This window comes from Paenibacillus sp. CF095 (assembly GCF_900101225.1).
In the GTDB taxonomy this organism is placed as follows: Bacteria; Bacillota; Bacilli; order Paenibacillales; family Paenibacillaceae; genus Paenibacillus.
On sequence record NZ_FMZN01000001.1, the window covers coordinates 505,780 to 531,737 of the forward strand.

At 45.9% G+C, this 25,958-nt stretch carries 22 protein-coding genes and 1 other annotated feature; of the genes, 18 read left to right on the top strand and 4 right to left on the bottom strand.

From position 1 onward, the window contains the following. Positions 1 to 38: 38 nt before the first annotated feature. From BLS69_RS02200 to leuS, 3 genes are all read left to right on the top strand, one after another. Positions 39 to 809 carry a class I SAM-dependent DNA methyltransferase gene (locus BLS69_RS02200; RefSeq protein ID WP_091028347.1) on the top strand — a complete coding sequence of 257 codons (771 nt, stop codon included), beginning with the start codon at positions 39 to 41 and terminating at the stop codon, positions 807 to 809. Positions 810 to 1,035: 226 nt separating this feature from the next. After that, positions 1,036 to 1,992, top strand: a complete 957-nt coding sequence (locus tag BLS69_RS02205; protein WP_091028350.1) for a phosphotransferase family protein — start codon at positions 1,036 to 1,038, stop codon at positions 1,990 to 1,992. 111 nt (positions 1,993 to 2,103) lie between these two features. Then, positions 2,104 to 2,373, top strand: a binding site (T-box leader). Between the two features lie 78 nt (positions 2,374 to 2,451). Next, the gene (leuS, locus tag BLS69_RS02210; protein WP_091028353.1) at positions 2,452 to 4,896 is read left to right on the top strand and encodes a leucine--tRNA ligase; all 2,445 of its coding nucleotides are present in this window, start codon (positions 2,452 to 2,454) and stop codon (positions 4,894 to 4,896) included. Here leuS and comER read toward each other — a convergent pair. After that, a complete protein-coding gene (gene comER / locus BLS69_RS02215; protein WP_036615122.1) occupies positions 4,877 to 5,722 on the bottom strand; it encodes a late competence protein ComER in 846 nt (281 codons plus the stop codon). The genes leuS and comER overlap by 20 nt on opposite strands. 185 nt (positions 5,723 to 5,907) lie before the next feature. Between comER and BLS69_RS02220 the strand changes: the two genes are divergently transcribed. The 3 genes from BLS69_RS02220 (at position 5,908) to BLS69_RS02230 (ending at position 10,080) form a co-directional block, all read left to right on the top strand. Further along, positions 5,908 to 6,543 carry a ComEA family DNA-binding protein gene (locus tag BLS69_RS02220; protein ID WP_256332213.1) on the top strand — a complete coding sequence of 212 codons (636 nt, stop codon included), beginning with the start codon at positions 5,908 to 5,910 and terminating at the stop codon, positions 6,541 to 6,543. Positions 6,544 to 6,582: 39 nt separating this feature from the next. Next, the gene (locus BLS69_RS02225) at positions 6,583 to 7,104 is read left to right on the top strand and encodes a deoxycytidylate deaminase (protein WP_091028354.1); all 522 of its coding nucleotides are present in this window, start codon (positions 6,583 to 6,585) and stop codon (positions 7,102 to 7,104) included. 102 nt (positions 7,105 to 7,206) lie between these two features. Further along, positions 7,207 to 10,080: a ComEC/Rec2 family competence protein gene (locus tag BLS69_RS02230; RefSeq protein WP_091028357.1), complete on the top strand. Its 2,874-nt coding sequence runs from the start codon at positions 7,207 to 7,209 to the stop codon at positions 10,078 to 10,080. Between the two features lie 69 nt (positions 10,081 to 10,149). Here BLS69_RS02230 and BLS69_RS02235 read toward each other — a convergent pair whose 3' ends face one another. Together BLS69_RS02235 and BLS69_RS02240 are read right to left on the bottom strand one after the other, a co-directional pair. Then, positions 10,150 to 10,605, bottom strand: a complete 456-nt coding sequence (locus BLS69_RS02235; RefSeq protein ID WP_091028359.1) for a hypothetical protein — start codon at positions 10,603 to 10,605, stop codon at positions 10,150 to 10,152. Between the two features lie 259 nt (positions 10,606 to 10,864). Further along, complete coding sequence (locus BLS69_RS02240) at positions 10,865 to 11,167, bottom strand: hypothetical protein (protein WP_062835531.1); 303 nt, start codon at positions 11,165 to 11,167, stop codon at positions 10,865 to 10,867. Between the two features lie 351 nt (positions 11,168 to 11,518). On the opposite strand from BLS69_RS02240, the gene BLS69_RS02245 reads away from it, so the two are divergent. The 3 genes from BLS69_RS02245 to holA all read left to right on the top strand — a co-directional run bounded on the left by BLS69_RS02245 (position 11,519) and on the right by holA (position 14,620). Beyond that, positions 11,519 to 12,067 (top strand): RNA polymerase sigma factor, encoded by a 549-nt coding sequence (locus BLS69_RS02245; RefSeq protein ID WP_017687205.1) that lies wholly within the window; start codon positions 11,519 to 11,521, stop codon positions 12,065 to 12,067. Continuing rightward, the gene (locus BLS69_RS02250; protein ID WP_091028361.1) at positions 12,064 to 13,347 is read left to right on the top strand and encodes a zf-HC2 domain-containing protein; all 1,284 of its coding nucleotides are present in this window, start codon (positions 12,064 to 12,066) and stop codon (positions 13,345 to 13,347) included. The genes BLS69_RS02245 and BLS69_RS02250 overlap by 4 nt, the downstream gene beginning before the upstream one ends. 256 nt (positions 13,348 to 13,603) lie before the next feature. Further along, positions 13,604 to 14,620 carry a DNA polymerase III subunit delta gene (holA, locus tag BLS69_RS02255; protein ID WP_091028363.1) on the top strand — a complete coding sequence of 339 codons (1,017 nt, stop codon included), beginning with the start codon at positions 13,604 to 13,606 and terminating at the stop codon, positions 14,618 to 14,620. Positions 14,621 to 14,809: 189 nt separating this feature from the next. Here holA and rpsT read toward each other — a convergent pair whose 3' ends face one another. After that, positions 14,810 to 15,082 (bottom strand): 30S ribosomal protein S20, encoded by a 273-nt coding sequence (rpsT, locus tag BLS69_RS02260; RefSeq protein WP_024628504.1) that lies wholly within the window; start codon positions 15,080 to 15,082, stop codon positions 14,810 to 14,812. Positions 15,083 to 15,257: 175 nt separating this feature from the next. On the opposite strand from rpsT, the gene gpr reads away from it, so the two are divergent. The 9 genes from gpr to dnaK all read left to right on the top strand — a co-directional run bounded on the left by gpr (position 15,258) and on the right by dnaK (position 25,956). Then, the gene (gene gpr / locus BLS69_RS02265) at positions 15,258 to 16,259 is read left to right on the top strand and encodes a GPR endopeptidase (protein ID WP_091013937.1); all 1,002 of its coding nucleotides are present in this window, start codon (positions 15,258 to 15,260) and stop codon (positions 16,257 to 16,259) included. Between the two features lie 146 nt (positions 16,260 to 16,405). Next, positions 16,406 to 17,701, top strand: coding sequence for a stage II sporulation protein P (locus tag BLS69_RS02270; RefSeq protein ID WP_091028365.1), 1,296 nt, complete (start codon positions 16,406 to 16,408; stop codon positions 17,699 to 17,701). A gap of 53 nt (positions 17,702 to 17,754) precedes the next feature. Beyond that, positions 17,755 to 18,114: a hypothetical protein gene (locus tag BLS69_RS02275; RefSeq protein ID WP_091028368.1), complete on the top strand. Its 360-nt coding sequence runs from the start codon at positions 17,755 to 17,757 to the stop codon at positions 18,112 to 18,114. A 145-nt stretch (positions 18,115 to 18,259) separates the two neighbouring features. Beyond that, a complete protein-coding gene (lepA, locus tag BLS69_RS02280; protein WP_091028369.1) occupies positions 18,260 to 20,074 on the top strand; it encodes a translation elongation factor 4 in 1,815 nt (604 codons plus the stop codon). A 207-nt stretch (positions 20,075 to 20,281) separates the two neighbouring features. Continuing rightward, a complete protein-coding gene (gene hemW / locus BLS69_RS02285) occupies positions 20,282 to 21,466 on the top strand; it encodes a radical SAM family heme chaperone HemW (RefSeq protein ID WP_036668565.1) in 1,185 nt (394 codons plus the stop codon). 118 nt (positions 21,467 to 21,584) lie between these two features. Beyond that, positions 21,585 to 22,055 carry an N-acetyltransferase gene (locus BLS69_RS02290; protein WP_091028370.1) on the top strand — a complete coding sequence of 157 codons (471 nt, stop codon included), beginning with the start codon at positions 21,585 to 21,587 and terminating at the stop codon, positions 22,053 to 22,055. Positions 22,056 to 22,310: 255 nt separating this feature from the next. Next, positions 22,311 to 23,342 (top strand): heat-inducible transcriptional repressor HrcA, encoded by a 1,032-nt coding sequence (gene hrcA, locus BLS69_RS02295; RefSeq protein ID WP_076211670.1) that lies wholly within the window; start codon positions 22,311 to 22,313, stop codon positions 23,340 to 23,342. A gap of 35 nt (positions 23,343 to 23,377) precedes the next feature. Then, the gene (grpE, locus tag BLS69_RS02300) at positions 23,378 to 23,950 is read left to right on the top strand and encodes a nucleotide exchange factor GrpE (RefSeq protein WP_133385571.1); all 573 of its coding nucleotides are present in this window, start codon (positions 23,378 to 23,380) and stop codon (positions 23,948 to 23,950) included. A 161-nt stretch (positions 23,951 to 24,111) separates the two neighbouring features. Next, entirely contained in the window at positions 24,112 to 25,956 is a 1,845-nt protein-coding gene (dnaK, locus tag BLS69_RS02305; protein ID WP_091028373.1) for a molecular chaperone DnaK, read from the top strand. Positions 25,957 to 25,958 lie beyond the last annotated feature (2 nt).

The window sequence follows — 25,958 nt, forward strand, 5'->3', positions numbered from 1 at the left end:
ATCAATTCGAAAATGAAATTGAAAGTGCGGTGCCTGACATGTCTTACCGGAAATTTGCCTACGTCTATGATGAATTAATGGAAGATATGCCTTATCCAGACTGGATAAGGTTTGCAAGAACAGCATGGGAAAAGCATGGAATGCCCAAAAGTGTCGCTGAACTTGGCTGTGGAACGGGCTCCATTACAATCCCGCTCGTGAACTCCGGTTTCGAAGTGACAGGCATTGACCTCTCATCAGATATGCTGTCGGTTGCGCGCAGCAAGATGGAGGCTACGCCTCAGGGTCATCGCTTGTACCGCGAGGGCAGTGTCCGTTGGGTGCAGCAGGATATGCGGGAATGGCGAGTTCCGGAACCTGTGGATTCGGTGATATCTTTCTGTGATTGCGTCAATTATCTGCTTGAACAAGAAGATGTCATTCGAACATTCCAGCGGACATACGAGATGCTGAAGCCTGGTGGAACGTTCCTGTTTGATGTGCATCATCCCAATACCCTTATTCGTTATGATGAAGAGCAGCCTTTTGTACTGGATGAGCGCTCCGTGTCGTATATTTGGACTTGTGATCTGGATCAGGATCGCTGTGAGATTGAGCATCATCTCAGTATTTTTTCGCGTGTGGATGATGGTAGCAAGGATATGTACCAGCGCTTTGAAGAAGTTCATGTACAGCGTGCATATAATCCGGACTGGATGAAGCTGGAGTTGTCCAAAGCAGGCTTTAGAGACGTGAAGGTATATGCGGATTTTGAATGGAAAGAGGCCGAAGACAGCGCACAGCGCTTGTTTTACGTTGCTGTGAAGTAAGAGCGTATAATGAGAACTGTCCTTATGTATGGTGCATAAGGACAGTTTTTTTGTTTGATTTTCCATGGAGAATGAATAGCAATATTCTTAAATAGGGTAAAGGGATGCAAGAAAAGATTTATCGACGTGACAAAAAGTATTGCCAGTTAAAGTAAAGGAGGCGATAATAGTCGGATAGAAAGCGTTTTCTAAGAAAATAAATCAATTGTCAATGTGAGGTGTAGAAATGGAAAGTACATATAAAACAAGACTTACGTCAGAACAACTGAATGTCATAATAGAGCAGCATTTCTCTGCAAGTATACTGGACTATAAGGAAATGGTGGATGGCTGGGCCAATCATGCATATCTCATTACCCTAAGTGACGCACAGCGGGTGGTACTCAAAATTGCACCGTCGGCTTCGACAAATCTGATGCGCTGTGAACAGGATCTCATGATTGCCGAAGTTGAGGCACTACGCCTCATCACGGAGCTACAGGATGTTCCCGTACCCCAAGTGCTGGCTTATGATGATTCGTTAACTATGGCTTCAGCGCGTTATTTTATCATGGAGTATATGTCTGGAACACCCTATAATCAGGTTAAGGATCAATGTTCTGCGGAAGAGCAGGAAGCCATTGAACACCAGCTAGGTCGGTACAATCGTCGAATTAATGAAATCAAGGGTGAGAAGTTTGGATATTTCTCGGAGCAAAAACAGCGTTATTCCACATGGAAAGAAGCATTTATGAATCTGATGGATGACATTCTTACCGATGGTGAAGAAGCCGGAATTACATTTTCGATCGATTACCCTGAATTGAGACGTTTGATTGAAGAAAAATCCAATGTGCTGGACGATGTCAAAGAACCTGTGCTTGTCAGTTGGGATCTGTGGGATGGCAATGTTCTAGTAGACAAAGGTCGCATCACAGCGATGATTGATTTTGAACGTTCACTGTGGGCAGATCCTCTGATGGAGCATTATTTCAGTCATTTTAACTATACTCCCGGTTTTGTGAAAGGGTATGGGCATGCGATTACAACTGAAAGTGAGCTGAAAAGAAGAAGTCTGTATGACTTGTACTTTGATCTGGTGCTGCGCATTGAGTGCGCTTATCGTCAATATGATAATCAGGAACATGTGAATTGGACCATTCATAATCTGGAGGAAGGCATTGAGCGTTTTCGGTTATCCTGAACAGCAACCAGCGTTATGAAGGGTACAAACCGTAGACTTCAAGATGGCGATTATAACGTGTAATATTGACTTTGGTCTTGCTTTTTTATATAATGGTCCCGATATTGTATACATATTTCGATGATAAGGATCAGTAGTAATTCCTGTACATAACAGAGAGCCGGCGGTTGGTGCAAGCCGGTTGACAGTGATTTGCGAACTCGCCTTGGAGAAATGCGGTGATTACACCATTCTGTTTAACCTGCTTGTATAAAGCTTGGGTTTAGGAATGGAAATCCGCATCGGTTAACCGCCGTTACAGGTCCAAAGGGAGTGGATGACGAAGCACGTTCGTCCGCTAACTAGGGTGGTACCACGGGAATTCAACCTCTCGTCCCTAGCGCTGCAAACGCTACGGGATGCTGAGGTTTTTTTGTTGCAATTAAAGCTAAAGCGAATAACCTGAAGGAGGAACAATAGATGAGTGAGAATAACCAGCCAAAACACGGCTATCAGCCACAAGTCATGGAAAAAAGTTGGCAGCAATACTGGGATGCAAATAAAACGTTTAAAACGGGTGAGGACCCTGCTAAACCGAAATTTTATGCACTGGATATGTTCCCTTATCCATCCGGTTCAGGTCTGCACGTAGGTCACCCGGAAGGATATACGGCAACGGATATCGTTTCCCGTTACAAACGTATGCGCGGTTACAACGTATTGCACCCAATGGGTTGGGATGCTTTCGGTCTGCCTGCTGAGCAGCATGCACTGGATACAGGTGAACATCCACGAGATATTACATTCCGTAATATTGACAATTTCCGTCGCCAGATCAAATCGCTCGGTTTCTCTTATGACTGGGATCGTGAGATCAGCACAACGGACCCTGAATACTATAAATGGACACAATGGATCTTTATCCAGCTGTACAATAAGGGCCTGGCTTATGTGGATGAAGTTGCAGTTAACTGGTGTGAAGCCCTTGGAACGGTACTTGCTAATGAAGAGGTTATTGATGGCAAGAGTGAACGTGGTGGACATCCGGTTGTACGCAAACCGATGCGTCAATGGGTTCTGAGAATTACCGAGTATGCAGAGCGTCTGTTGGAGGACCTGGAAGAGCTGGATTGGTCTGAAAGCATCAAAGATATGCAGCGCAACTGGATCGGTAAATCGACAGGTGCAGAAGTTGTATTTGCCATTGAAGGTCGCGAGGAAGTCATTAAGGTGTTCACTACCCGTGCGGACACATTGTTTGGTGCGAGCTTTGCAGTACTTGCTCCGGAACATGAATTGGTAGAAGCAATTACAACCGATGACCAACGTGAAGCGATTCAGGCTTATCAGGAGCAGGCTTCTCGTAAGAGTGATCTGGAACGTACGGATTTGGCCAAAGACAAAACAGGTGTATTCACTGGCGCTTATGCAATCAATCCCGTTAATGGTGCAAAACTGCCGATCTGGATTGCTGATTACGTTCTTGCAGGTTACGGTACAGGCGCGGTTATGGCTGTTCCGGGTCATGATGCACGTGACTGGGAATTTGCGAAGCAGTTCGGTCTGGATATCATTGAGGTTATTCAAGGTGGAGACGTTACACAAGAGGCATATTCGGGTGATGGCGCGCATGTAAATTCCGATTTCCTGAACGGACTGAACAATGAAGAAGCGGTTGCCAAGATGATTGCTTGGCTGGAAGAGAACGGTAAAGGACAAGGGAAAGTAACCTATCGTCTGCGTGATTGGCTGTTCAGCCGTCAGCGTTACTGGGGTGAGCCAATCCCGATTCTGCATCTGGAAGACGGAACGATGAAGACCGTACCGGAGGATCAACTTCCACTGCTGCTGCCTGATATCGACCAGATCAAACCTTCGGGTACAGGAGAATCACCACTGGCGAATGTTACGGAGTGGGTGAATACGGTAGATCCGGAAACGGGAATGAAGGCACGTCGTGAGACCAACACCATGCCACAATGGGCGGGTAGCTGCTGGTATTACCTGCGCTTTATCGATCCGCACAATGACAAGGAACTGATCTCCAAGGAGAAACAGCAGCAGTGGCTGCCAGTTGATCTGTACATTGGCGGAGCAGAGCACGCGGTGCTTCACTTGCTGTACGCTCGTTTCTGGCACAAAGTGCTGTATGATCTGGGTGTTGTGGAGACCAAAGAACCTTTCCACAAGTTGGTGAACCAAGGTATGATACTGGGTACCAATAATGAGAAAATGAGTAAATCCCGTGGTAATGTCATTAACCCGGATGAAATCGTCAATGAATTCGGCGCAGATACATTGCGTCTGTACGAGATGTTCATGGGACCATTGGAAGCGACAAAACCGTGGAATGCAAACGGGGTTGAAGGCATGCACCGCTTCCTGTCACGTGTATGGCGTCTCTTCATTAACGAAGACACAGGAGCTATCAATGACAAGATTACGGTGGACGGTGGAACGGATGAGTTCAAACGGACTGCTCACAAAACGATCAAAAAAGTTACGGAAGATCTGGAACACCTGCGCTTCAACACATCCATCAGCCAGCTGATGATTTTCATCAACGATGCATACAAAGCAGATACACTGCCTCGCGAAGCGATGGAAAACTTTGTGCAACTGTTGTCACCACTGGCACCGCATATGGCAGAGGAACTGTGGAGCCGTCTGGGTCATGAAGGTGGAATCTCTTACGTGGCTTGGCCTGAATATGATGAGTCCATGACAGTGGATGCGGAAGTAGAAATCGTTGTTCAGGTAAACGGTAAAATCGTAACTCGTGCTACGATCGCGAAGGATCTGGATGCACAGGGTATGCAGGACTTTACGATGGAGCTGGTACCTGTTAAGCAGGCGCTGGAAGGCAAGACCATTCGCAAGGTCATTGCCGTTCCAGGCAAACTCGTTAATATTGTTGCCGGTTAATCTCACCGGCTCGGAATAGTTCATCCAGCTTTAACAAATCTTCATCATATTTGTCATGTGTCGTGTGGATCAGGCTGTCGAAAACACCGTCGAGACTTACCTTCAGCAGTGCAAGTGCCTGAGCGGTAATACCGCCAGGTACAGCGACACGAGCCTGAAGCTCTTGAGGGGTGTATCCTCCTTCGGTGAGCAGCTTGCCTGTGCCCAGGAGCATTTCGCCAGCCAGAGCGCAGGCATCTGCCCTTTTGATGCCTGTCAGTTTCACGGCACTTTCAATCCACTGTTCCAAAAAGAACGAAATGAATGCAGGTCCGCAACTGGAGAAGTCGGATGTAATTCGTGTACAGGCTTCATCCACTTGGTACGGCCTGCCTATATGACTGAGCAGACTTTCCAACACAGCGCGGTCTTCACTGGTCATCCGTTCGCCATGTATGCAGAGGGATGCTCCACTGCCGACTTGGTGTGTGACGCTGGGAATTACCTTGGAGACTTTGCAAGGAAGTGAAGATTCCAGATGTCGCAGCTGCACGGGACTGGTGATCGAGACAATTATATGATTGGGATTCACGACAGGCAGGATGTCGTCAATAACATGTTTGAATTCAAGCGGCTTCACGCACAGGAAGATGATATTACTTCGGATCACCGTTTCCCGATTGCTCTGGGATTCATGCAGACCGGGGTAACGGAGGGATAACTGACGTACTTTGGACGGGGTTCGATTGCTGGCGGCGATCTGCCGGGGCTCCAGTGCACCCGATTGGATCAGGGCATAGATTAGCAGGCTGCCCATGCTGCCGGTTCCGATAAATCCAACCTTCATTGTTTCAGGCCTCCTTTCATGCTTTACGGTACTGGCGCAGTTCATTCCCTCTATTCTATGCGTGAGGACCTGTTTCACATGACATGAAAAATGCACAACTTGTTTCATCAGGAAAGTTCAACGGTTCGGAAGCACCGCCCGTGTTCGAAATGAATGATTTTGAATTCAGGGAGAGGTGTGGAAGAATGAGATGGAATAAAGGGATGACCATTGCTGCTGCGGTGGTTGGAAGTATACTCATATTATGGTCGGGCAAAAGTGAACAACCACCTAGTGGCTGGGAACCCTTGCAGCTCGGCACCGAGAAGCCGACGATAGAGCAGGAACTCCCTGCTGTACAGTCGGCTACTTCGGTTCAGGGCAATACAGGAACATCTTTGGGAACGGATGTAAGTGGGCTGCAGACTGAAAATGATGCAAAGGCAGGAGAGTCTAAAGAGCTTGCGAGCGTTGGGGTTGAAGGTGATTCAGTTGCTCAAACTATAAGTAAGACGAATGATAATCCACCGGACACCTCGAATTCGACTGAACCAGTTGTGCAGGGTACGAATTCGAATCCTTCGGTTACCTCCGAGACGGGCTCGAACAGTAATCCACCTGTAGTTCGTGAGGAAGCTGGCGACAATGGCAAGATTGATGTGAATACCGCTCCTGTCTCCAAGCTTATAGAGCTTCCCGGAATTGGGGAGAAGAAAGCTCAGGCTATTGTGGACTATCGGAATGCACATGGTCCTTTTGCAAAAGTCAGTGATCTGACAAAGGTCAAAGGGATCGGCATGAAGATGCTGGAGAAGATGGCACCGTATGTGCAGATCCGGTAATATTAGAATAAAAAATGTGTTGAGCGGGAGGAAAGCAGCATGAGTACAGTAGAGGTACGCAAGGACTGGGATACGTATTTTATGGACATCGCGTATATGGTTTCCACCCGTTCCCGCTGTTCGCGTCGTCATGTGGGTGCCGTTCTTGTTCAGGGAAAGAAACTGCTGGGAACAGCCTATAATGGTGCACCCACCGGCGTCCCGGATTGTTCTGAAGCAGGTTGCATGATATCGGAAGAGTATGAGTTGGTCGTGACCGATGGGCAAGAAGAAATGGTGAAAAAGCAACGATGCATTCGCACAATCCATGCGGAGCAAAATTTGCTTTTATTCACAGATCGAATCGACCGCGAAGGCTCGTCCGTGTATGTGACCGACGAACCGTGCTGGACATGTGCCAATATGCTGGCGAATAGCGGGATTACAGAAATCGTGTTTCATCGTTCTTATCCTAAAGATACCGGCAAGGTTACAAATATGATGGAACAGAAGGGCATAACGTTCCGCAGGCTGGAGAATTACCAGCCCCCGCGGGAAACGATGATGACCGTGAGCAATTAATGTAAATATGATCGAATACGTGAGGGAGAACCTCCGGCAAGCCTGAATTGGCTTTCCGGGGGTTTTTCTGCGTTCAACGGGTGAAATGAAGGAGGGGTAGAAATGAAAGGCAGACCATTATTAAGTTTTACGATTTGTTGGTTGTGCGGGAGCGGGATAGCTTGCGCGTTAACAGGCTGGACGTTAATCTGGGGGTTAATTGGAGCTCTGGCATGTTTGCCACTTTTACTTCGTTTTATGGATGTGCGTGGATGGTCTGTTTTATTTTTACTCGCTGCCTTTATTGGAGGCGCTACACATTGGGAGTGGAATGACGCACGCAATCATAGCCGTCTGCCTGAGACTACCCATATCGCTACTAGAGAATTAGATGGTCTGGTAGCCGAAATTCAGGGTGAGCTTGTGTCAGATGTACGTATTGATGGAGATCGGGCTGATTTTAAGATGCAGATGTCTTCAATATTGCCCATATCGGATTCATCAGCAGATACAGATCTGGCAGCATCATCTGCATTCCAAATAGATGAACAATTAATGGTACAAGTCAGACTGTTGGAGGAAGAAGAACAACAGGTAGCAGCGGGTTGGAAGAGGGGAGATGTAATTACGCTTAATGGTTCTTTTGCCCTTCCTGGCGAAGCAAGGAACTTTGGCGGGTTTGATTATCGCAGTTATTTGCGAACCCTGCATATCCACTGGTTGTTCAAAGTGAAGGGAGTCAGTTCCGTCACAGCAGTTGCTCCTGAGGGACTTGGACAATATAACGTACTACGGTGGACGGATTGGACTAGGCATAAGTTGGGCTCGGCGGTTGAGCAGTTATTTCCAGAGCCTCATTCAGGATATATGAAGGGTCTTATTATCGGGATGGCTACTGATATCGATCCAGGCACCTATGGTCAGTTTTCACAACTGGGTCTAACGCATATCCTGGCAATCTCCGGGACCCATGTAGCTGTATATGTAGCTTCTCTTCTCCTTATTCTATCCTGGCTAAGGCTTACCAGAGAGACGGCACTTACGATTGTTCTGATCCTGGTGCCAGCTTATGTACTGTTATCCGGTGGATCACCTTCAGTTATTCGAGCAGGGATTATGTCCATGATTGGGTTGTATATGGCACGTCGCGGTCTCGCCAGAGACGGTCTTCAGATGATCAGTGCAGCAGCATTACTGATGATGTGGTGGGACCCGTACTTTTTGCTAAGTGTGAGCTTCCAGTTATCCTTTCTTGTGACCGCAGGTTTGATGATCTACATGCCATTGATTAACCGACTGTTCAGCAGCTGGCCGAAATCTCTGGCTGCAACAGCATCCGTTACGGTGACCGCTCAGTTGATTTCATTCCCAGTAACCATTCTCTATTTCAATCAGTTCTCATTACTTTCATTTGTGGCCAACTTTCTGCTGGTTTCTTTAATCAGTGCCATTGTATTACCTCTAGGGACGGTTGCCATGCTGTTGTCATTCCTATGGGTTCCCTTGGCGAAACCTCTCGCGTGGGTTGCGATTCAACTGAATCAACTGACATTTGTAAGCGTGGAGTGGATGAACAGCCTGCAAGGTTTTGTATTGATCTGGGCAACACCTTCCCTGTTATGGATTGCTGCATATTATGCCGTGTTGTTTGCCTTACTCTACCTGTTGCATCATGGCAATGGTGAGCAGCGAGAAACAGCGTTTATTGAGGAGGATACGGCACCTCTTGTGAGGCGACAACCTCCAGTTACCATGGGGAATGTGGGCATTCGCTCTTCGATGTCTAACGTAGCACAGGATCAAGGTAAGAACCGTGTAGATGGAAAAGAAACTTCATTAACGACATTAGGAGCCAGTATTGCCTGGCCGGAGTATACAAGTGTATTTACTGCACGAGGTGCAGGTTATTATGCGCATCAACGAATGAGTAAAGTTCAGCGCGGGTTGTGCGGCTTGCTCGCAATCAGCTTTGTTGCTGGATTGTGGTGGGCATATCAGACTCCCAAGCCTGCTGGAACCGGCATTGTGCAGTTTTTGGATATTGGTCAGGGAGACAGCACATTGATTACAACCCCGGAAGGCAAACACATTCTGGTGGATGGCGGGGGAACAGTTAGTTTTGGGAACACCGAACAATCGTGGAAAACAAGACGTGATCCGTATGAGGTAGGTGCCAAGGTGGTTGTTCCTCTATTGAAAAAAAGAGGTATCCATCAACTGGACGCTGTCATTGTAACGCATGCTGACCAGGATCATGCCGGAGGACTACAGGCTGTGCTGGAACAGATTCCGGTTAAACGTTTCATGTTTAATGGAACGACCAGCGGTAAGGATAACTTTGATAAATTACTGGACACAGCCATGGAACGTAAAATTCCTCTGTACGCCATTCAGCAAGGCATGTCCTATAAGGTTGATAAAGAGACAAGTTTACATTTTATAGCTCCAGATCTGGCACATATGGATGTAAATGTATCGGGCAGTTTGCCTGTATCTGAACACCAGAATCATGATTCCGTTGTCTTTTTGCTGGACATGGCTGGGACTTCCATGTTGTTCACCGGAGACATGGATGCAGCAGCCGAGCAGGACCTGCTCTATATGATTCAGGATGGCTCGTTGGCTGCTCAGTTTGAACAGAAAGGTGCAGATATTGGAGTTACAGAGGGAGTTGTACAAAGGGTACTTACACGCCAGTTGCAGGACAATTCAAATGATCTTTCAGCATCATCATCTATCTCCATTGACGTATTAAAGGTGGCTCATCATGGTAGTAAAACGTCGTCCACCGAAGCCTGGCTCCAATACTGGAATGCCAAAACCGCTGTGATATCTGCAGGAGTTAACAATACATATGGGCATCCCAATCCGGGAGTGATGGAACGTTTGGAGGCTATTGGGTCAGATATTTATCGGACGGATCAGATGGGTGAGGTCCAGATGAGAGTGAAAGATGGGAAGATCGATATCCGGTACAAGCTGGTTGGAGTTGAGTAACGGATTTTACAAGCCCCGCATAATAAGCAGGTTGAAGAGTGCATAAAAACGGATGTGACGGCACGCAACCTATTTATCGGTGTGATGATAAATGTAAAAACGCCGATTTAATACCAACTGGAAGGTTAAAAAGACAAGAGAACATAAAACAATGTGGATAGTTTGAGCAGAAAAAGTATTGAAGTTACGTGTAAATATCGAGTAGATGATCCCACCTGTGAAGCCTAATAGAACATATGCTGCAATAGCAACGATTAATCTCATATACGTATTATCTTTTTTTCTGTATAAAAGTAATCCATCCGCCAATATAGAAAGTGGCGTAATTAAGAAAAGTAAAATAGCGAGGTTAATCAATAATCCAACCGCAAATTTATACCCGAATGAATAATAGTAAGTATTCTCTAATCTTTCATCTATAGGGACATAGTGATATATCCCCATTGCAAGTGAAATGAGAACTGCAGTTAATACAGCTGCAACTATTTTTCCGCGCGGCCTATTGATTCTATGGGATTTTGTCATTCGAATATTGACCTCCATCTTAAATAACTATATTCAACAAGAGATAAACTAAGGGAGTTACTATATTTTAACATACAGAGGTTGAAGAAACAGTTAAACGATTTTATGCTGATTGAGATGATACCAATTCATCACTTAATCACTTCAATTGATTGCAGGTTACAGCACAGCACAAAAAAAGCCCGCTTTCCGTTACACTCCACGAGGGAGAATATCGGAAAACGGGCCATTTTTTCAAATGGTAGAAGAAATATAAGAACTACTCCACGCCATCCTTAAAGTGTTTGTTCCAGTGTTTATCGCCTTTGTGCAACAGATCTTCTACCGTTTTCTCAAGAGTCATCAACAGCTGTGCTCTGACATCAAGTACGGTTTCTCTGTACAAGCGTTCTTCCGATCCAACGATTTTATCGCCGTATAATGCCTGTGCAGCTACGTACTTCCGATGTTCCTCGACCAGAGTATCAATGGACTCCAATGCATGTTCCACAAAGTGGGAAATACTTTGGTATTCTTTGGGCATTTGTTCTTTTAAAGCTTGAATTTTCGCAAGAGCTGGCATGCTCATCACCTCGTGTTTATGAATGTAAATTTACAATACACTATTTTCATGAAAATTGCATTAAAATCAGCTTAAATTTGGACAAATTTCGACTTTTTTTATTTTAGGAGCCAAAAAAGTGCTTATCTATAATGTATGCCATTGCATTTGAATTGAGTCGTGTAAGTAATGGAATCCCTTTTGGATACGTTTGGTGACTCGTTATGCAATTTCTGTTATTCTAAGAGAAGATTTCAGCGGCCCTAATACATACGCCGTTATTTTGTTATGGCAAATTAAAAAAATACTTAACTTTGCAACAATTTTATTGATGATTACGTCTGTAAGGTTGCAGGGAGAGGGGGATCCTTTGTGGTAGAGCCGGAACTCATCAGAGCCGCTCAATCGGGCGATCGCGACGCTCTAATTACCCTATTGCGGGAGATTGAACAACATGTCTATCGGACCGCATATTACATTCTAAATAATGAACAGGACGCTTTGGATGCTGCGCAGGAAGCGTTGATCCGAATTTACACCAAAATCAACTCATACGAAGAAAAGGCCCAATTCAAAACATGGGTACAACGCATCGTTACGAACATCTGTATTGATAAATTCAGAAGAACCAAGCCGTCTGTCTCCATTGACGAACATGACATGGTTTTTCAGGATAATCAGGATGTGGAATACGAGGTCATGTCTACATATGTGGCCCAAGACATTCAGGATGCGATCAACAAGCTTCCCGAGCATCATCGTACCGTTATTGTTCTAAGATATTTGCAGGACTTATCCTACAATGAAATTGCGGATTGTCTCGATCTTCCGTTGAATACGGTGAAATCTTATTTATTTAGAGCCAGACAGCAATTACAGAATCTACTACAGGAATATCAGAAAGGTGGTGTGACAGGATGAAATGCGAAGAGGTGGTGGAATGGATGCACCGCTATCTGGATCATGATCTGGGCGAGGCGGAAACCGCGCAGATGCTACAGCATGTGGCGAAGTGTCCGGAGTGCGCCGAGAATTTTAGTTTACTCAGAGCTCTTTCCAGAGAACTGGAAGAATTACCGCAAGTAAGCCCGAAATTTAGTCTGGTTGATGCGATTATGCCACAGCTTGATGCCATTGACGAAGCGCGGAAGGAACAAAGTAGCACCATACAGGAAATGAATCCTGTCCCCGCTGCATTTGAGAATTTACAACGTTCAAGTGAGCGGAAAACGAAGCAAAAATGGCTTAACTCAATGGCAGGACGTATGTCCATGGGTGCAGCGGCAGCAGCAGTTGTTTTGGGATTTGCCATCTGGGGATACCAGCCTGAACAGATTGAGAATGCCGATTCCATGCTGATGAGCTCTGGGGCTTCTCAAGAGAGTGGCAATGTGGATGAGAATCCATTGAGCAAGAGTATTGAAAATTCTGATCCTGCCACTTCAGCCCAACCAAGCAGCAACGATGTGTTTGTGGATCAATCGAATGTTTCACCGACTGAACCAGACAACCAAGGCGTAGAAACCTTGCCTGAAGAGAATGGTGGAGATAAGGTACAGGAGCCTGAAGTTCAATCAGATCCGGCACCTCAACAACCGGCTACCGAATCAACACCTGCTCGGAATAAAGGAACTCAGGATAATTCGTCTAAAACTCCTTCGACCGATAATCAGAATAATCAGGTTCAGAACCAAGATTCTGAGCAGAGAATTCAGGGATCAGGAGATTCTCCTAAATCTTCTGCAGATGGGGAAGAGAATGGAGTAACAGAAACGGAAAATGGAGATGCGAAATCCTTCACTTCTCAGGATACAACACCTAATATGACTGAAGATGTTCCGGTTGAAGGTAATACTGTACCTGATTCCAGTGCAGGTGCAGACGCTTCTGGAGGAAACAAAGGATTCGCGGCAGGACCGGATCAGGGAATGACTACAACGGCAGCACCAAAAGAATGGAAATCACCTGACGGCTCCTATGTAGTTATGCTTATTGGTGATCAACTCAGCATATACTCCAAACCTGCCAATGAACCGGATGTTCTAAATTTGGTTGAACAACGCAGTATAGAGGGGACACTGAAGTCAGCGAGTTGGTCCAAGGATGGTACTCTATTTAATTACGAAACGGACAAGGACGGAACAACGGCGAAGAACTCGTTTAATGTACCTGCTGTTTCAGGTGGAGCTCCTGCGAAATAATTAAAAATGGGGAGTGCGCTCCTCTAAACGAAAGAACATTTTCAGTATGACAAGCATATAGTGGAAGTAACAAAACGTCCTATCTCAGTTCAAACAACTGACGTCGTATGACCGCGCACCGGCTTTTTCTAGAACTGCTGGTGTCTGCGTTTATATAGATGTAGGACAGGGGACCTTCATCCATAACTGGATGTAAGGTCCCTTTGTTGTCTTGCGTTTTTTCTGGTAGGATAAGAGGGATAAGGAGGCGCCGTGAATGGATGTAAAAAGTGCAACAAAGGCAATACGTAATGGAGAAACGGCACCGATCTATGTGCTGTACGGAACGGAGAAGTACCAGATACAGCAATTTACGGATATGTTAAAAGAACAGGTTATTGAAGAAGAACATCGTGATTTTGCGATTATTCCATATGATTTGTCTGAAACGGCTGTGGAGGTCGTTATTGAAGAAGCAGAGACTGTACCTTTTCTCGTTCCTCGCAAATTAATTATTGTAAGGGACGCGAGCCTGTTCACCGCAGGTAAAGAATCCAAGATTGAACATCAGGTTGATCGTCTGCTTACATATATGGAAAATCCGGCAGATTACAGTACGATTGTTTTCTTGGCCCAAGGGGATAAGCTGGATGAGCGTAAGAAACTGGTGAAGGCTGTCAAGAAACAGGCAGTAGTTCTTGCTTTTGCTCCACTCAGTGGAGATGAGTTATTGAATTGGATAGTGAAACTGGCGAAGCAGCGGGATGTTTCCTTGGAGACGGGAGCGGCGGAAACGTTGATCAGCTATGCAGGAACAGGTCTTCAGACCCTGTCTGCTGAAGTAGACAAGTTATGTTTGTTTGCGGGTAATGGGGGGACAATCAAGCGTGCTGATATCGAGTCACTGGTTGCCCGTAGTACAGAGCAGAATGTATTCTCGCTGGTAGAAGAACTCGCTAATTTGCGACTGGAGAAAGCGTTGGCTCTTTTCTATGAGTTGCTGAAGCAGCGGGAAGAACCGATTAAAATTGCGGCTTTAATCGCACGTCAGTTTCGGATCATGATCCAGGTGAAAGAGTTGGGCCAACAAAGTTACTCCCAGCAGCAGATTGCCAGTCAGCTTGGTCTGCATCCGTATGCTGTTAAGATTGCGGGTGAACAAGCTCGTAAATTTCAGCCGGAACGTCTGAGAATGATTTTGAGTCACCTCAGCGAACTGGATTACCAGATGAAAACAGGAGCGGTGGATAAAGTGCTTGGTCTGGAGCTGTTCTTATTGAGACTTGGTGCCTGAATGGACACGTAAACGTAATAGATTACTAGTGTGAATAACAAACAAAGCGACCTTTGCTCCATGATCGTTTAATCATCGGAATAAAGGTCGCTTTTGTTTGTGTCTTATACTTATCGAATCAGATACTAAAAAATCCTGAAAGCCTATGCTGTTCAGGATTTTTCCATTGGATCGTATAAGTAACGCTTCTTACGCTTGTGCGGAAAGAGCGTTCAGTTTTTTCGCCAAGCGAGACTTTTTGCGTGCTGCAGCATTTTTATGAACCAGACCTTTAGTTACAGCCTTGTCCAGCTTTTTGGAAGCAGCTTGAATCGCAGCTTTTGCAGTATCAACTTCGTTACTTACCAGAGCAGCATCAGCAGCTTTAACAGCTGTACGGAGTGCAGACTTCTGGGAAGCGTTGAGTGCGCGGCGCTTGTCGCTCGTTTTTACGCGTTTAACAGCGGATTTGATGTTTGGCATTACATTCACCTCCTGTAAGGCATTTGCATGAATACAAACGTTTCACAACTTAAAATATTCTATCACGCTAGCATGTAAAATGCAACAGATATTCCTACGATGTTCGACATGCTGTATAAAGAAACCCTTTTTCCCACACAATATGCTCAAATGCGGTAAGGGAGGCAGGGACAGAATGACACTGGATTTGCAAAACTATACAGTTCGTACCGATTTGGCGATCGACTCCAAGGAAATGGCGCAAGGTGGACAGAAACAGACGATCCCCGGACTGCGGGAAGATGTGGAGAAAAAAGAGGGCATTACGATTACACGCATTGATGTCCTGACTGAAGAAGCAGCAACGGCTATTGGTCGGGTGAAAGGTCACTATGTCACCTTGGAAGTACCTTCACTACGGAATGGTGATACCGAGTTACAAGAGCGAGTTGCTGCCGAGTTCACACGTGAAATGGAAGATTTTATGGTTAAAGCTGGAATCAACAAAACATCCAAGGTCTTGATTGTTGGCCTGGGCAACTTGAATGTCACCCCGGATTCACTCGGTCCACTTGTTGTGGAAAATCTGATGGTAACCCGTCAGTATTTCGAATTGGTGCCAGATCAGGTAGCGCCAGGGTATCGGGAAGTCAGCGCGATTGCTCCCGGCGTGTTAGGTACAACGGGCATTGAATCCAGTGACATCGTACAGGGGATTGTAGATCGGACCAAGCCGGATGCCATTATTGCGATTGATGCGCTGGCCTCCCGTTCCTTGGAACGTGTAAATACAACGATTCAGGTAGCGGACATTGGTATTCATCCGGGATCCGGTATTGGAAACAAACGGCGTGGCCTGACTCGTGAAATATTAGGTGTGCCTTGCATCGCCATCGGAGTACCAACCGTATGTTATGCGTCCACTATTGTGAACAATGTGATTGAGATGATGCGTTCACACTTTCGCCAGGAAACGGATCAGACCAAACAGATCATGGGTATGCTGGACGACATCGGTGAGCAAGATCGCTTGAGTCTGGTGAAAGAGGTACTTGAGCCACTGGGTCATGACCTCATAGTTACCCCAAAGGAAATCGATGAGTTTATTGAGGGAATTGCCAATGTTATCGCTACAGGACTTAACGCTGCACTCCACGATGCAGTGAATCCAGATAACGTAGCCGCCTATACACATTAAAACTTAAAACTGCTGAGAAGAAGGTCCGAATCTATCGGACTTTCTTTTTTTTGTTTCTGGAATCTTTCATTTTCCTGTTCTATCAAATTGGGCCGGCTCATAGAGTTGAAGTATAAGAGTTGTCCAGCAGGGAAGGAGACATCAGAATGAACAAGATATTGGCCTGGAATATTGGGAAGTGGAAAAAAAGATGTCTGCACGTGCTGGCCATGGGCCGTACGTTGTTGTTGCTTATGATCATATCTGCCTTGTTTTTTGTCGTACTGGGTCTGGGGGGCATGGCAGAGAAACGCTTGAATAATTCACCCGTTTCTTCCATGAAAGGATTTGCGAGTGCCGTATCAAGCCGCTTTTTTGTTGATATGCTCGGTATGGAGATGCCTCATCTCACCCAGAAGGAACAGACCTCTGCCATATCCGGTGAGAATCTCACCTCATTTGTTTTCCAATTACTAACGAATGTAAATCCTCAAGACCCCAAGAGCCTGATTGCGAGAGAAATGCCGGGCATGGGTTCCAACCAACCTGTTCTGCTCCGTCCTGGATCTGGTAACGAAAAAGCCGAGGCTCCTGAAGATTATCAACCCGGTCCCGGTCTTACGGATACGGCTTCCGCAGGTGGAGGGAAACCCGGTAGTGAACTGCATGTTCCACCAGGCCAGGACAATACGGATCCGCCTGAGTCGAGTGAGCCTGGAGATGGAGAAGGTAAAGAGGATCCCCCAGCGAAGAATGGTGAGAAAGACAATTCAGGCTCACCGACAACAGGCAAAAAATCAATTCTTATCTATCATTCCCATCCACGGGAAGGTTACAATCCACTGCTAGGTACGAAAAGTGATAATCCATCATCAGGCAAATCAACAGGCAATGTATTTCAAGTGGGGACCTACCTCTCAGACAGTCTGGAGAAGCTGGGAATCGGCGTAGAGCATGCCAAGGATGATTACCCCACTAAAGTAAAGGATTATAACTGGAACTATTCCTATAAATACTCGCGTCAAACGGTAAAAGCGGCACTTGCTCAAAATGATGATCTGACGTATCTCATAGACATTCATCGCGATTCACAGCGTCATGGCAAAACAACAACCACTATTAATGACTTGGGCTACGCCAAAGTGTATTTCATTATTGGACATGAAAATCCAAATTGGCGACAGAATGAAGCCTTTGCAGCGAAAATTCACAAGAAACTGGAAGCCAAGTATCCTGGGGTATCCCGTGGTGTCTGGGGCAAGGACGGCGGAGGGGCCAACAATGGAGAGTATAACCAAACCCTCTCACCCAACAGCATTTTGATTGAGATTGGTGGTATCGACAACACAGGTGCTGAGCTCCAACGGACATCGAAGATTCTAGCAGACATGATTGCCCAAGTGTATTGGGAAGATCAGAAGGTGGACAAAGCCAGTGCCAAAACCTCGTCGCAGGGTGGATAGGAACCATATATGTAAGAAGGAAAAATAGTAGAGAGTGACAGGAGGCAATGCACATGTCCAGATTCGGTAAAAGACTGTTATCCATCGTTGTATTAATGTTGCTGGGTGTTCTGTTTGGAATGCAGCTGGCTGGCAGCAACTTTCATATGGGCAATCCATCGGGAGGCACGTCAACCGTTGTGACAACTGAGCCAACTTCATCGGTTACCGAATCTGTTCCGACTGCACCTGTCCAAAAGGAAATCAAAGAACCACAATTTGTACCTGTTCAGTCACCAAGCCAAGTGCTTGGGGCAGATCAAAATAAGGCTCCGGTTGATGTGTTGGCAGACAAAACGGCTGGATTATTGCAAAATCTCTCACACAGTGGGATCAAGTGGGTGGTCTCTCTTTTTAGCGGCGTTGCTGAATAAAATACCCTGATTTTAAGGTACAATATAACCTCTGGGAGTGTATTATAACACTTTATTCTAAAGTTGAGACATCACGGGATTGATGCACTGTGCTTCAACTGTTATAATGAAGTGATTGACACTAGGCTGTTTCTGGGGGTAAGGAATGACTGACATTCGGGCAAGACAACGTAAAATTCGTAACTTTTCTATTATTGCACATATAGATCACGGCAAATCAACACTTGCGGACCGGATCTTGGAGCACACAGGTGCGCTCACTTCACGTGAAATGCAGGAACAAGTTCTGGATAAAATGGACCTTGAACGCGAACGTGGAATAACGATCAAGCTACAAGCAGTAGCCTTGACTTACAAAGCGGACGACGGTGAAGAGTATTTATTGAATCTGATTGATACACCAGGACACGTAGACTTCACGTATGAAGTATCACGAAGTCTTGCTGCATGTGAAGGTGCTCTGCTGGTTGTGGATGCGGCTCAGGGAATTGAAGCCCAAACACTTGCCAACGTGTATCTTGCATTGGATAACAACCTTGAAATTTTACCAGTTATCAACAAAATTGACCTTCCAAGTGCTGATCCTGAACGGGTCAAGCAGGAAGTGGAAGATGTTATTGGTTTGGACACAAGTAATGCGGTTTTGGCTTCGGCCAAATCAGGAATCGGAATCAAAGAAATTTTGGAGCAAGTGGTGCAAAGTGTTCCGGCACCGACTGGTGATCCTGACCAGCCTTTGAAAGCGCTGATTTTTGACTCGCACTATGACCCGTACAAAGGTGTAATCGTATATGTACGTGTTGTTGATGGCAAAATCAAATCCGGTTCCAAAATCAAAATGATGGCAACAGGTAAATCATTTGAAGTCATTGAAGTTGGAGCGTTCAAACCTCGCATGACCATCGTGGACGAGCTGAACGTGGGTGATGTTGGATTTATTGTTGCCGGTATTCGGCATGTAGGCGATACACAAGTCGGGGATACGGTAACAGATGCCAAAAATCCAACACCGGAACCTCTGCCGGGTTATCGCAAAATTAACCCGATGGTGTATTGTGGTCTCTATTCGATCGAAACATCGGACTATGTTGATCTGCGTGAAGCGTTGGAGAAATTGCAGTTGAACGATGCGTCTCTGAGCTTTGAACCGGAAACATCCAGTGCACTCGGTTTTGGATTCCGTTGCGGATTCCTTGGACTGCTACACATGGACGTTATCCAGGAGCGGATCGAGCGGGAGTTTAACATTCCGTTGATCACAACGGCACCAAGTGTAATCTATCACGTCACCTTAACCAATGGTGAAGTGATGAAAATTGACAACCCATCCAACTATCCTGAGGTGGGACGGATTGATTACGTCGAGGAACCATACGTCAAGGCAGATATTATCGTACCAAATGATTATGTAGGTACCATTATGGAGCTGTGTCAGAATAAACGCGGTGAATATGTGAATATGGAATATCTGGACACAACTCGGGTTACCATTACCTATGAGATACCGTTGTCCGAGATTGTATATGACTTTTTCGACCAGTTGAAATCCGGTACCAAAGGATATGCATCCCTGGATTATGAGCTGTCCGGTTACCGTCAGTCCAATCTGGCGAAAATGGATATTGTACTCAATGGCGAACAGGTGGATGCTCTGTCCTTCATCGTTCACCGTGACCGTGCCTATAACCGCGGACGCATTGTCTGTGAGAAACTGCGCGAGCTGATTCCACGGCAAATGTTCGAGGTGCCAATTCAGGCATCTGTAGGTACCAAGGTTGTTGCTCGTGAGACGGTAAAAGCAATGCGTAAAAACGTACTTGCCAAGTGTTATGGTGGTGACATCTCGCGGAAACGGAAACTGCTTGAGAAGCAGAAGGAAGGTAAGAAGCGGATGAAGCAAGTTGGTAACGTTGAGGTGCCACAAGAGGCATTCATGGCGGTACTGAAAATTGATGATTAAACAATCTAATTTGAGGTACAGCACAGAATATGTGTATTCAAATTAGATTAAAGATAATTCATTTTCGGGTACAACACAGATTGTGTGTATCGAAATTGAATTGTAGGACGTTTGCTTGCAAACATGGTTACAACACAGAATATTAAATAACTAAGCTGAAAGGGAAGCCGGATGGCTTTCCTTTTTTCAAATAGAGGGGGACTTGCCATGACATTGGCAGCACACAGCCGGAAGACAGGTGCGCCCCAAGCGGTGTATCTTCACATTCCCTTTTGCACGAATAAATGTTTTTATTGCGACTTTAACTCCTACGTTCTGAAAGATCAGCCCGTGATGCAATATCTCGAAGCGCTGGAACGGGAGATGGAACATACAGTTAAGGCCAATCCACCGGGTGAGATCAAGACCATATTTGTAGGTGGTGGTACGCCAACAGCTCTGAAACCGGATGAGATGGCAGTATTTCTTCGTTCCGTGAAAACGTATTTCCCAAATTGGGCGGACGATATTGAATTTTCGATGGAAGCTAACCCGGGAACCACGGATGCGGAGAAGCTCGCTGCAATGAAAGAGGGCGGCGTCAACCGTGTCAGCTTTGGCGTGCAGGCGTTTCAGAATGATCTGCTGACAGGCATTGGCCGTATTCATAATACGGATGATGTATATCGCAGTTTGGAGAATGCTCGTAAAGCAGGCTTGAATAACCTGTCCATTGACTTGATGTTTGGGTTGCCAAACCAGACCGTAGAGATGTTGAATGAGAGCATCGACAAAGCGCTGGAACTGGATCTGCCGCATTACTCCATTTACAGCCTGAAAGTCGAAGAGAATACACTTTTCCATACACTGTATCAGAAGAACCAGTTACCTCTTCCTCATGAAGATGACGAGCTGGAGATGTATCTTCTATTAATGAGACGTATGAAAGAAGCAGGCTATGGACAATACGAGATCAGTAACTTTGCCAAGCCGGGCTTTGAGAGTCGTCACAATATTACCTACTGGCGTAATGAGGACTACTACGGTCTGGGTGCAGGTGCACATGGATATGTAGGCCGCGAACGGCATATGAATATTAAAGGTATAAATCCTTATGTTGAAGCTTCGCGTGCAGGACTGCCTCGTCTGGATCATTTTGAGATTGCTCGCCCTGAGGCCATGGAAGATTATCTGATGGTTGGACTAAGAATGTTGGAGGGGGCTTCGGCCTCACGTTTTAGCGAACAGTTCGGAGAGTCCATGGAAGAAGTGTTTGCAAAGCCTTTGGGCAAAATGTTGAACGCAGGGCTGCTTGAGCGGACGGCAGACGGCTTCCGACTGAGCGAGCAGGGTATCCTGTTCGGAAATGACGTTTTTGCGGAGTTTATCGGGTCCATATCGCTGAATTCATAGCTTGAAATTCTATACGCTCTGTTGTATATTTATTCATATTGATTTTACAGAGCGTGTTAATTTAACAACTACGAAGTCAGCTTTCCTCTGGAAAGCTTGGTAATAGGAGGAGAGCAGGATGTCGGTAATATGCAGAAAAGCCGTGCCGGAAGATGTTGAACCACTGTATGAAATGATTAAGGGCTATGCAGAGCGTGGGATCATGCTTCCGCGATCACGGGAAATACTGCACCGACAGCTGGAGCACTTTGTTGTAGCCGAAGTTGATGGTGAAGTGGTGGGTTGCGGATCGCTTTGTCGTCTGGGAAATGATCTGGTGGAAGTCAGATCACTCGGTATCTCGGAAGGACACAAAGGGCTCGGAATTGGCTCCCGATTGCTGGACCGACTGGTAGAAGAAGCGGAGAAACAACAGATTCCTAAGATTATGGCGTTGACATATGAAGTATCCTTCTTCCTCAAAAACGGCTTTGCCGTGGTGGAAAAAGAGATTTTCCCCGAGAAAGTATGGACCGACTGTGTTCATTGCAGCAAGCAGGATTGTTGTGATGAGATCGCGGTATTAAAAGAGCTTAACGTTTCAGCCTAACAACTGAATGGACTGCATGGATTGAGCCGAGTCAGCCTCTGCCCTACATGCAGTCCTTTTTTACTTCAAGGTATGTTCAATAAAGTTGTTAGGACTCGTCGACATTGGTCTATACTATAAATAGATGAGCCCACTCATCAAACTCACTTGACAATGTTCACGTCAGTTTGGTATTTTTGTATTACCGCTTAGCACTCATCTAACTGGAGTGCTAACGACATGGGACAGTACAGTCAGAAGGAGGGAATACTCACCATGTTAACAGAGCGTCAACGAATGATTCTGAACGCTATAGTGGATGACTATATCCGTTCAGCTGAGCCCGTAGGGTCCCGGAGCATTTCCAAAAGGGGAGATGTTGGATACAGTCCGGCGACGATCCGTAATGAAATGGCGGACCTCGAAGATATGGGCTTTCTGGAACAGCCGCATACATCGGCTGGACGCATTCCATCCCATAAAGGCTATCGATATTATGTCGATCATTTGGTTCCCTGGAATCAGGTGGAGCCTCAGGAGTTGGATGATCTGAAGTCGTTCTTCGCTGAAAAGTTGAACGTCATGGAGCAAGTTATTCAGCATGCATCCAATATTTTGTCACATATGACGAATTATACTTCGATCCTGCTTGGACCGGAAGTATTCCATACGTCCCTACGTCACTTCCAATTGCTTCCGCTGAACGAAAGTGAAGCTGTGGCAATCATTGTGACCAATACCGGTCAGGTGGAGAACAAGACGGTCCAGATTCCTCCAGAAATCTCGGTAGCCGAGATGGAGAAAGTGGTTCGACTGTTGAACACCAAGCTGGTTGGTGTGCCAATTTACAAATTGAAATCCCGTCTCTATACTGAACTCGGGCAAGAGATGGAACGGCATATTACACGTTACGAGGAAGTTATGCAGGTGCTGAACAGTGCCTTTGACAACGAACATGATAATCGTCTGTTCCTCAGTGGTGCCACCAATATGTTGACTCAACCGGAGTTTAAAGATATCGAAAAGGTAAAAGATATTCTTGACCTGCTGGAAGAGACACCAACACTCATGAAATTGATGATGCCCGTGCCGGGTGGATCTGGTATTCAAGTGCGAATCGGCACTGAGAATGATCATGAAGCCTTTGCCAACTGCAGTCTGATTACAGCCTCCTATTCATTGGACGGTGAGGCATTGGGTTCGATCGGTATTCTAGGACCCACGCGGATGGATTATGCACGTGTCATTCATATTCTAAATACACTATCCCGTGACTTGACGGCGATGCTGACACATCGTTTCAAATAAGATTCGGGAATGAACCATTTCATTCGTATAAGGAGGTGAACATCTTGAAAGAGGAGCAATCATTTACAGAAGAACAAGAGGTAACAGCAGCTGAGCAGGAGCCTATTAATGAAGCTGGCGCTGCAGAAGCACAAGCTGAAGAGATGGCTGGTCAGGAGCAGGATGAGCTTGCACGTCTGAAGGCAGAAGCTGAGGAGCAACAGCAACGTTATGTCCGTGCACAGGCTGATTTTGATAACTTCCGTCGTCGTACTCAGAAGGAAAAAGAAGAATTGGCTAAATACGCTTCGATGAAGCTGGTCACCGAACTGGTACCGGTTATTGATAACTTCGAGCGTGCCATGGCTACTGTACCGGAAGGAGCAGAGGTCGAATCTTTCTCCAAGGGCATCCAAATGATTTTCCGTCAATTGGAAACCGTGATGAATAACGAAGGTCTGACGGCAATGGAATCGGTAGGACAACCGTTCAATCCTGAATTCCACCAAGCTATTATGCAAGTGGAGAGCGACGAGTACGAAGAAGGTATCGTTGTTGAGGAAGTCCAAAAAGGCTACATGCTGAAAGATAAAGTGCTTCGTCCAGCTATGGTTAAAGTCAGCTCATAATTTCCTTATAGGAAGGAATGGGTCGGCTCCATAGTTGAACAATGTGGGCGAAGTTTAATATAAAGGTTTGTACACATAGAGCACGATTAGCAACATGAACATCTAAATAAGGGTCAGATCAGACCCATTCATTTTAAATTGTTGAGGGAGGAAATTTTCGGATGAGCAAAGTAATTGGTATTGACTTAGGAACAACAAACTCATGCGTAGCAGTAATGGAAGGCGGCGAGGCTGTCGTAATTCCAAATCCGGAGGGCGCACGTACAACTCCATCCGTAGTTGGTTTCAAAAAAGATGGAGAGCGCGTTGTTGGTGAAACTGCAAAACGTCAAGCGATCACCAATCCGGATCGTACCATCATGTCGATCAAACGTCACATGGGTACTTCCCACAAGGAAACAATTGATGGCAAAGACTACTCTGCACAAGAGATCTCTGCAATCATCCTGCAAAAATTGAAAACTGATGCTGAAGCTTATCTGGGTCAAACGGTAACTCAAGCAGTTATCACTGTACCTGCTTACTTCAATGACAGTCAGCGTCAAGCGACTAAAGATGCGGGTAAAATTGCAGGTTTGGAAGTTCTGCGTATCGTCAACGAGCCTACAGCAGCAGCTTTGGCATACGGTATGGAGAAATCCGAAGACCAAACGATTCTCGTATATGACCTGGGTGGCGGTACGTTCGACGTATCCATTCTTGAACTGGGTGACGGCTTCTTCGAAGTTAAAGCAACGAGCGGGGACAACCAACTGGGCGGGGATGACTTCGACCAAGTAATCATTGATTATCTCGTAAGTGAATTCAAAAAAGATCAAGGCATTGACTTGAGCAAAGATAAAGCAGCGGTTCAACGTTTGAAAGATGCAGCGGAAAAAGCGAAAAAAGAACTTTCCGGTGTATTGACTACAACGATCTCCTTGCCGTTCATTACGGTTGCTGATGGCGTTCCACAGCATTTGGAGTTGAACCTGAGCCGTGCGAAATTTGAAGAAATCTCTGCAGGTCTGGTTGAGCGTACGCTAGAACCAACTCGTCGTGCATTGAGTGATGCGGGTATGACAGCTAACGATATCGACAAGATCGTATTGGTTGGTGGTTCCACACGTATCCCTGCAGTACAAGAAGCAATCAAAAAACTGACGGGTAAAGAGCCTCATAAAGGCGTTAACCCGGATGAAGTTGTAGCTTTGGGTGCTGCTGTACAAGCGGGCGTGCTGACAGGTGACGTGAAAGACGTTGTATTGCTTGACGTAACTCCACTGTCCCTGGGTATCGAAACAGCAGGTGGCGTATTCACCAAAATGATCGAGCGTAACACAACGATCCCTACAAGCAAATCTCAAGTATTCTCCACTTATGCAGACAATCAACCAAGCGTTGAGATTCATGTTCTGCAAGGTGAGCGTGAGATGGCAGCAGGTAACAAATCGCTTGGACGTTTCATGTTGGGTGATATTCCACCAGCTCCACGTGGCGTTCCACAGATCGAAGTTAGCTTCGATATTGATGCCAACGGTATCGTTAACGTATCTGCAACAGATAAAGGTACTAATAAAACTCAAAAAATCACAATCACTTCTTCCAGCGGTTTGAGCGATGCTGAAGTTGAGCAAATGATGAAAGATGCTGAGTTGCACGCTGAAGAAGATAAAAAACGCAGAGAACTCGTTGAAGCGAAAAACAGTGCAGATCAATTGATCTACTCTGTTGACAAAACGATCAAAGATCTTGGCGAAAAAGCAGATGCTGGCGAAGTTGAAAAAGCAAATGCTGCCAAAGAAAAACTGCAAGGCGTTCTGGCTTCCGACAACCTGGAAGATATCAAAGCTGCTACAGAAGAACTGACAGAGATCGTTCAACAACTGTCCGTGAAACTGTATGAGCAAGCTCAGGCGCAAGAGCAAGAAGCACAAGGTGCTGAAGAGCAACAAGGTTCCGCTAAACGTGATAACGTCGTAGACGCTGATTACGAAGTTGTGGATGAAGATAAAAAACAAAACTAATT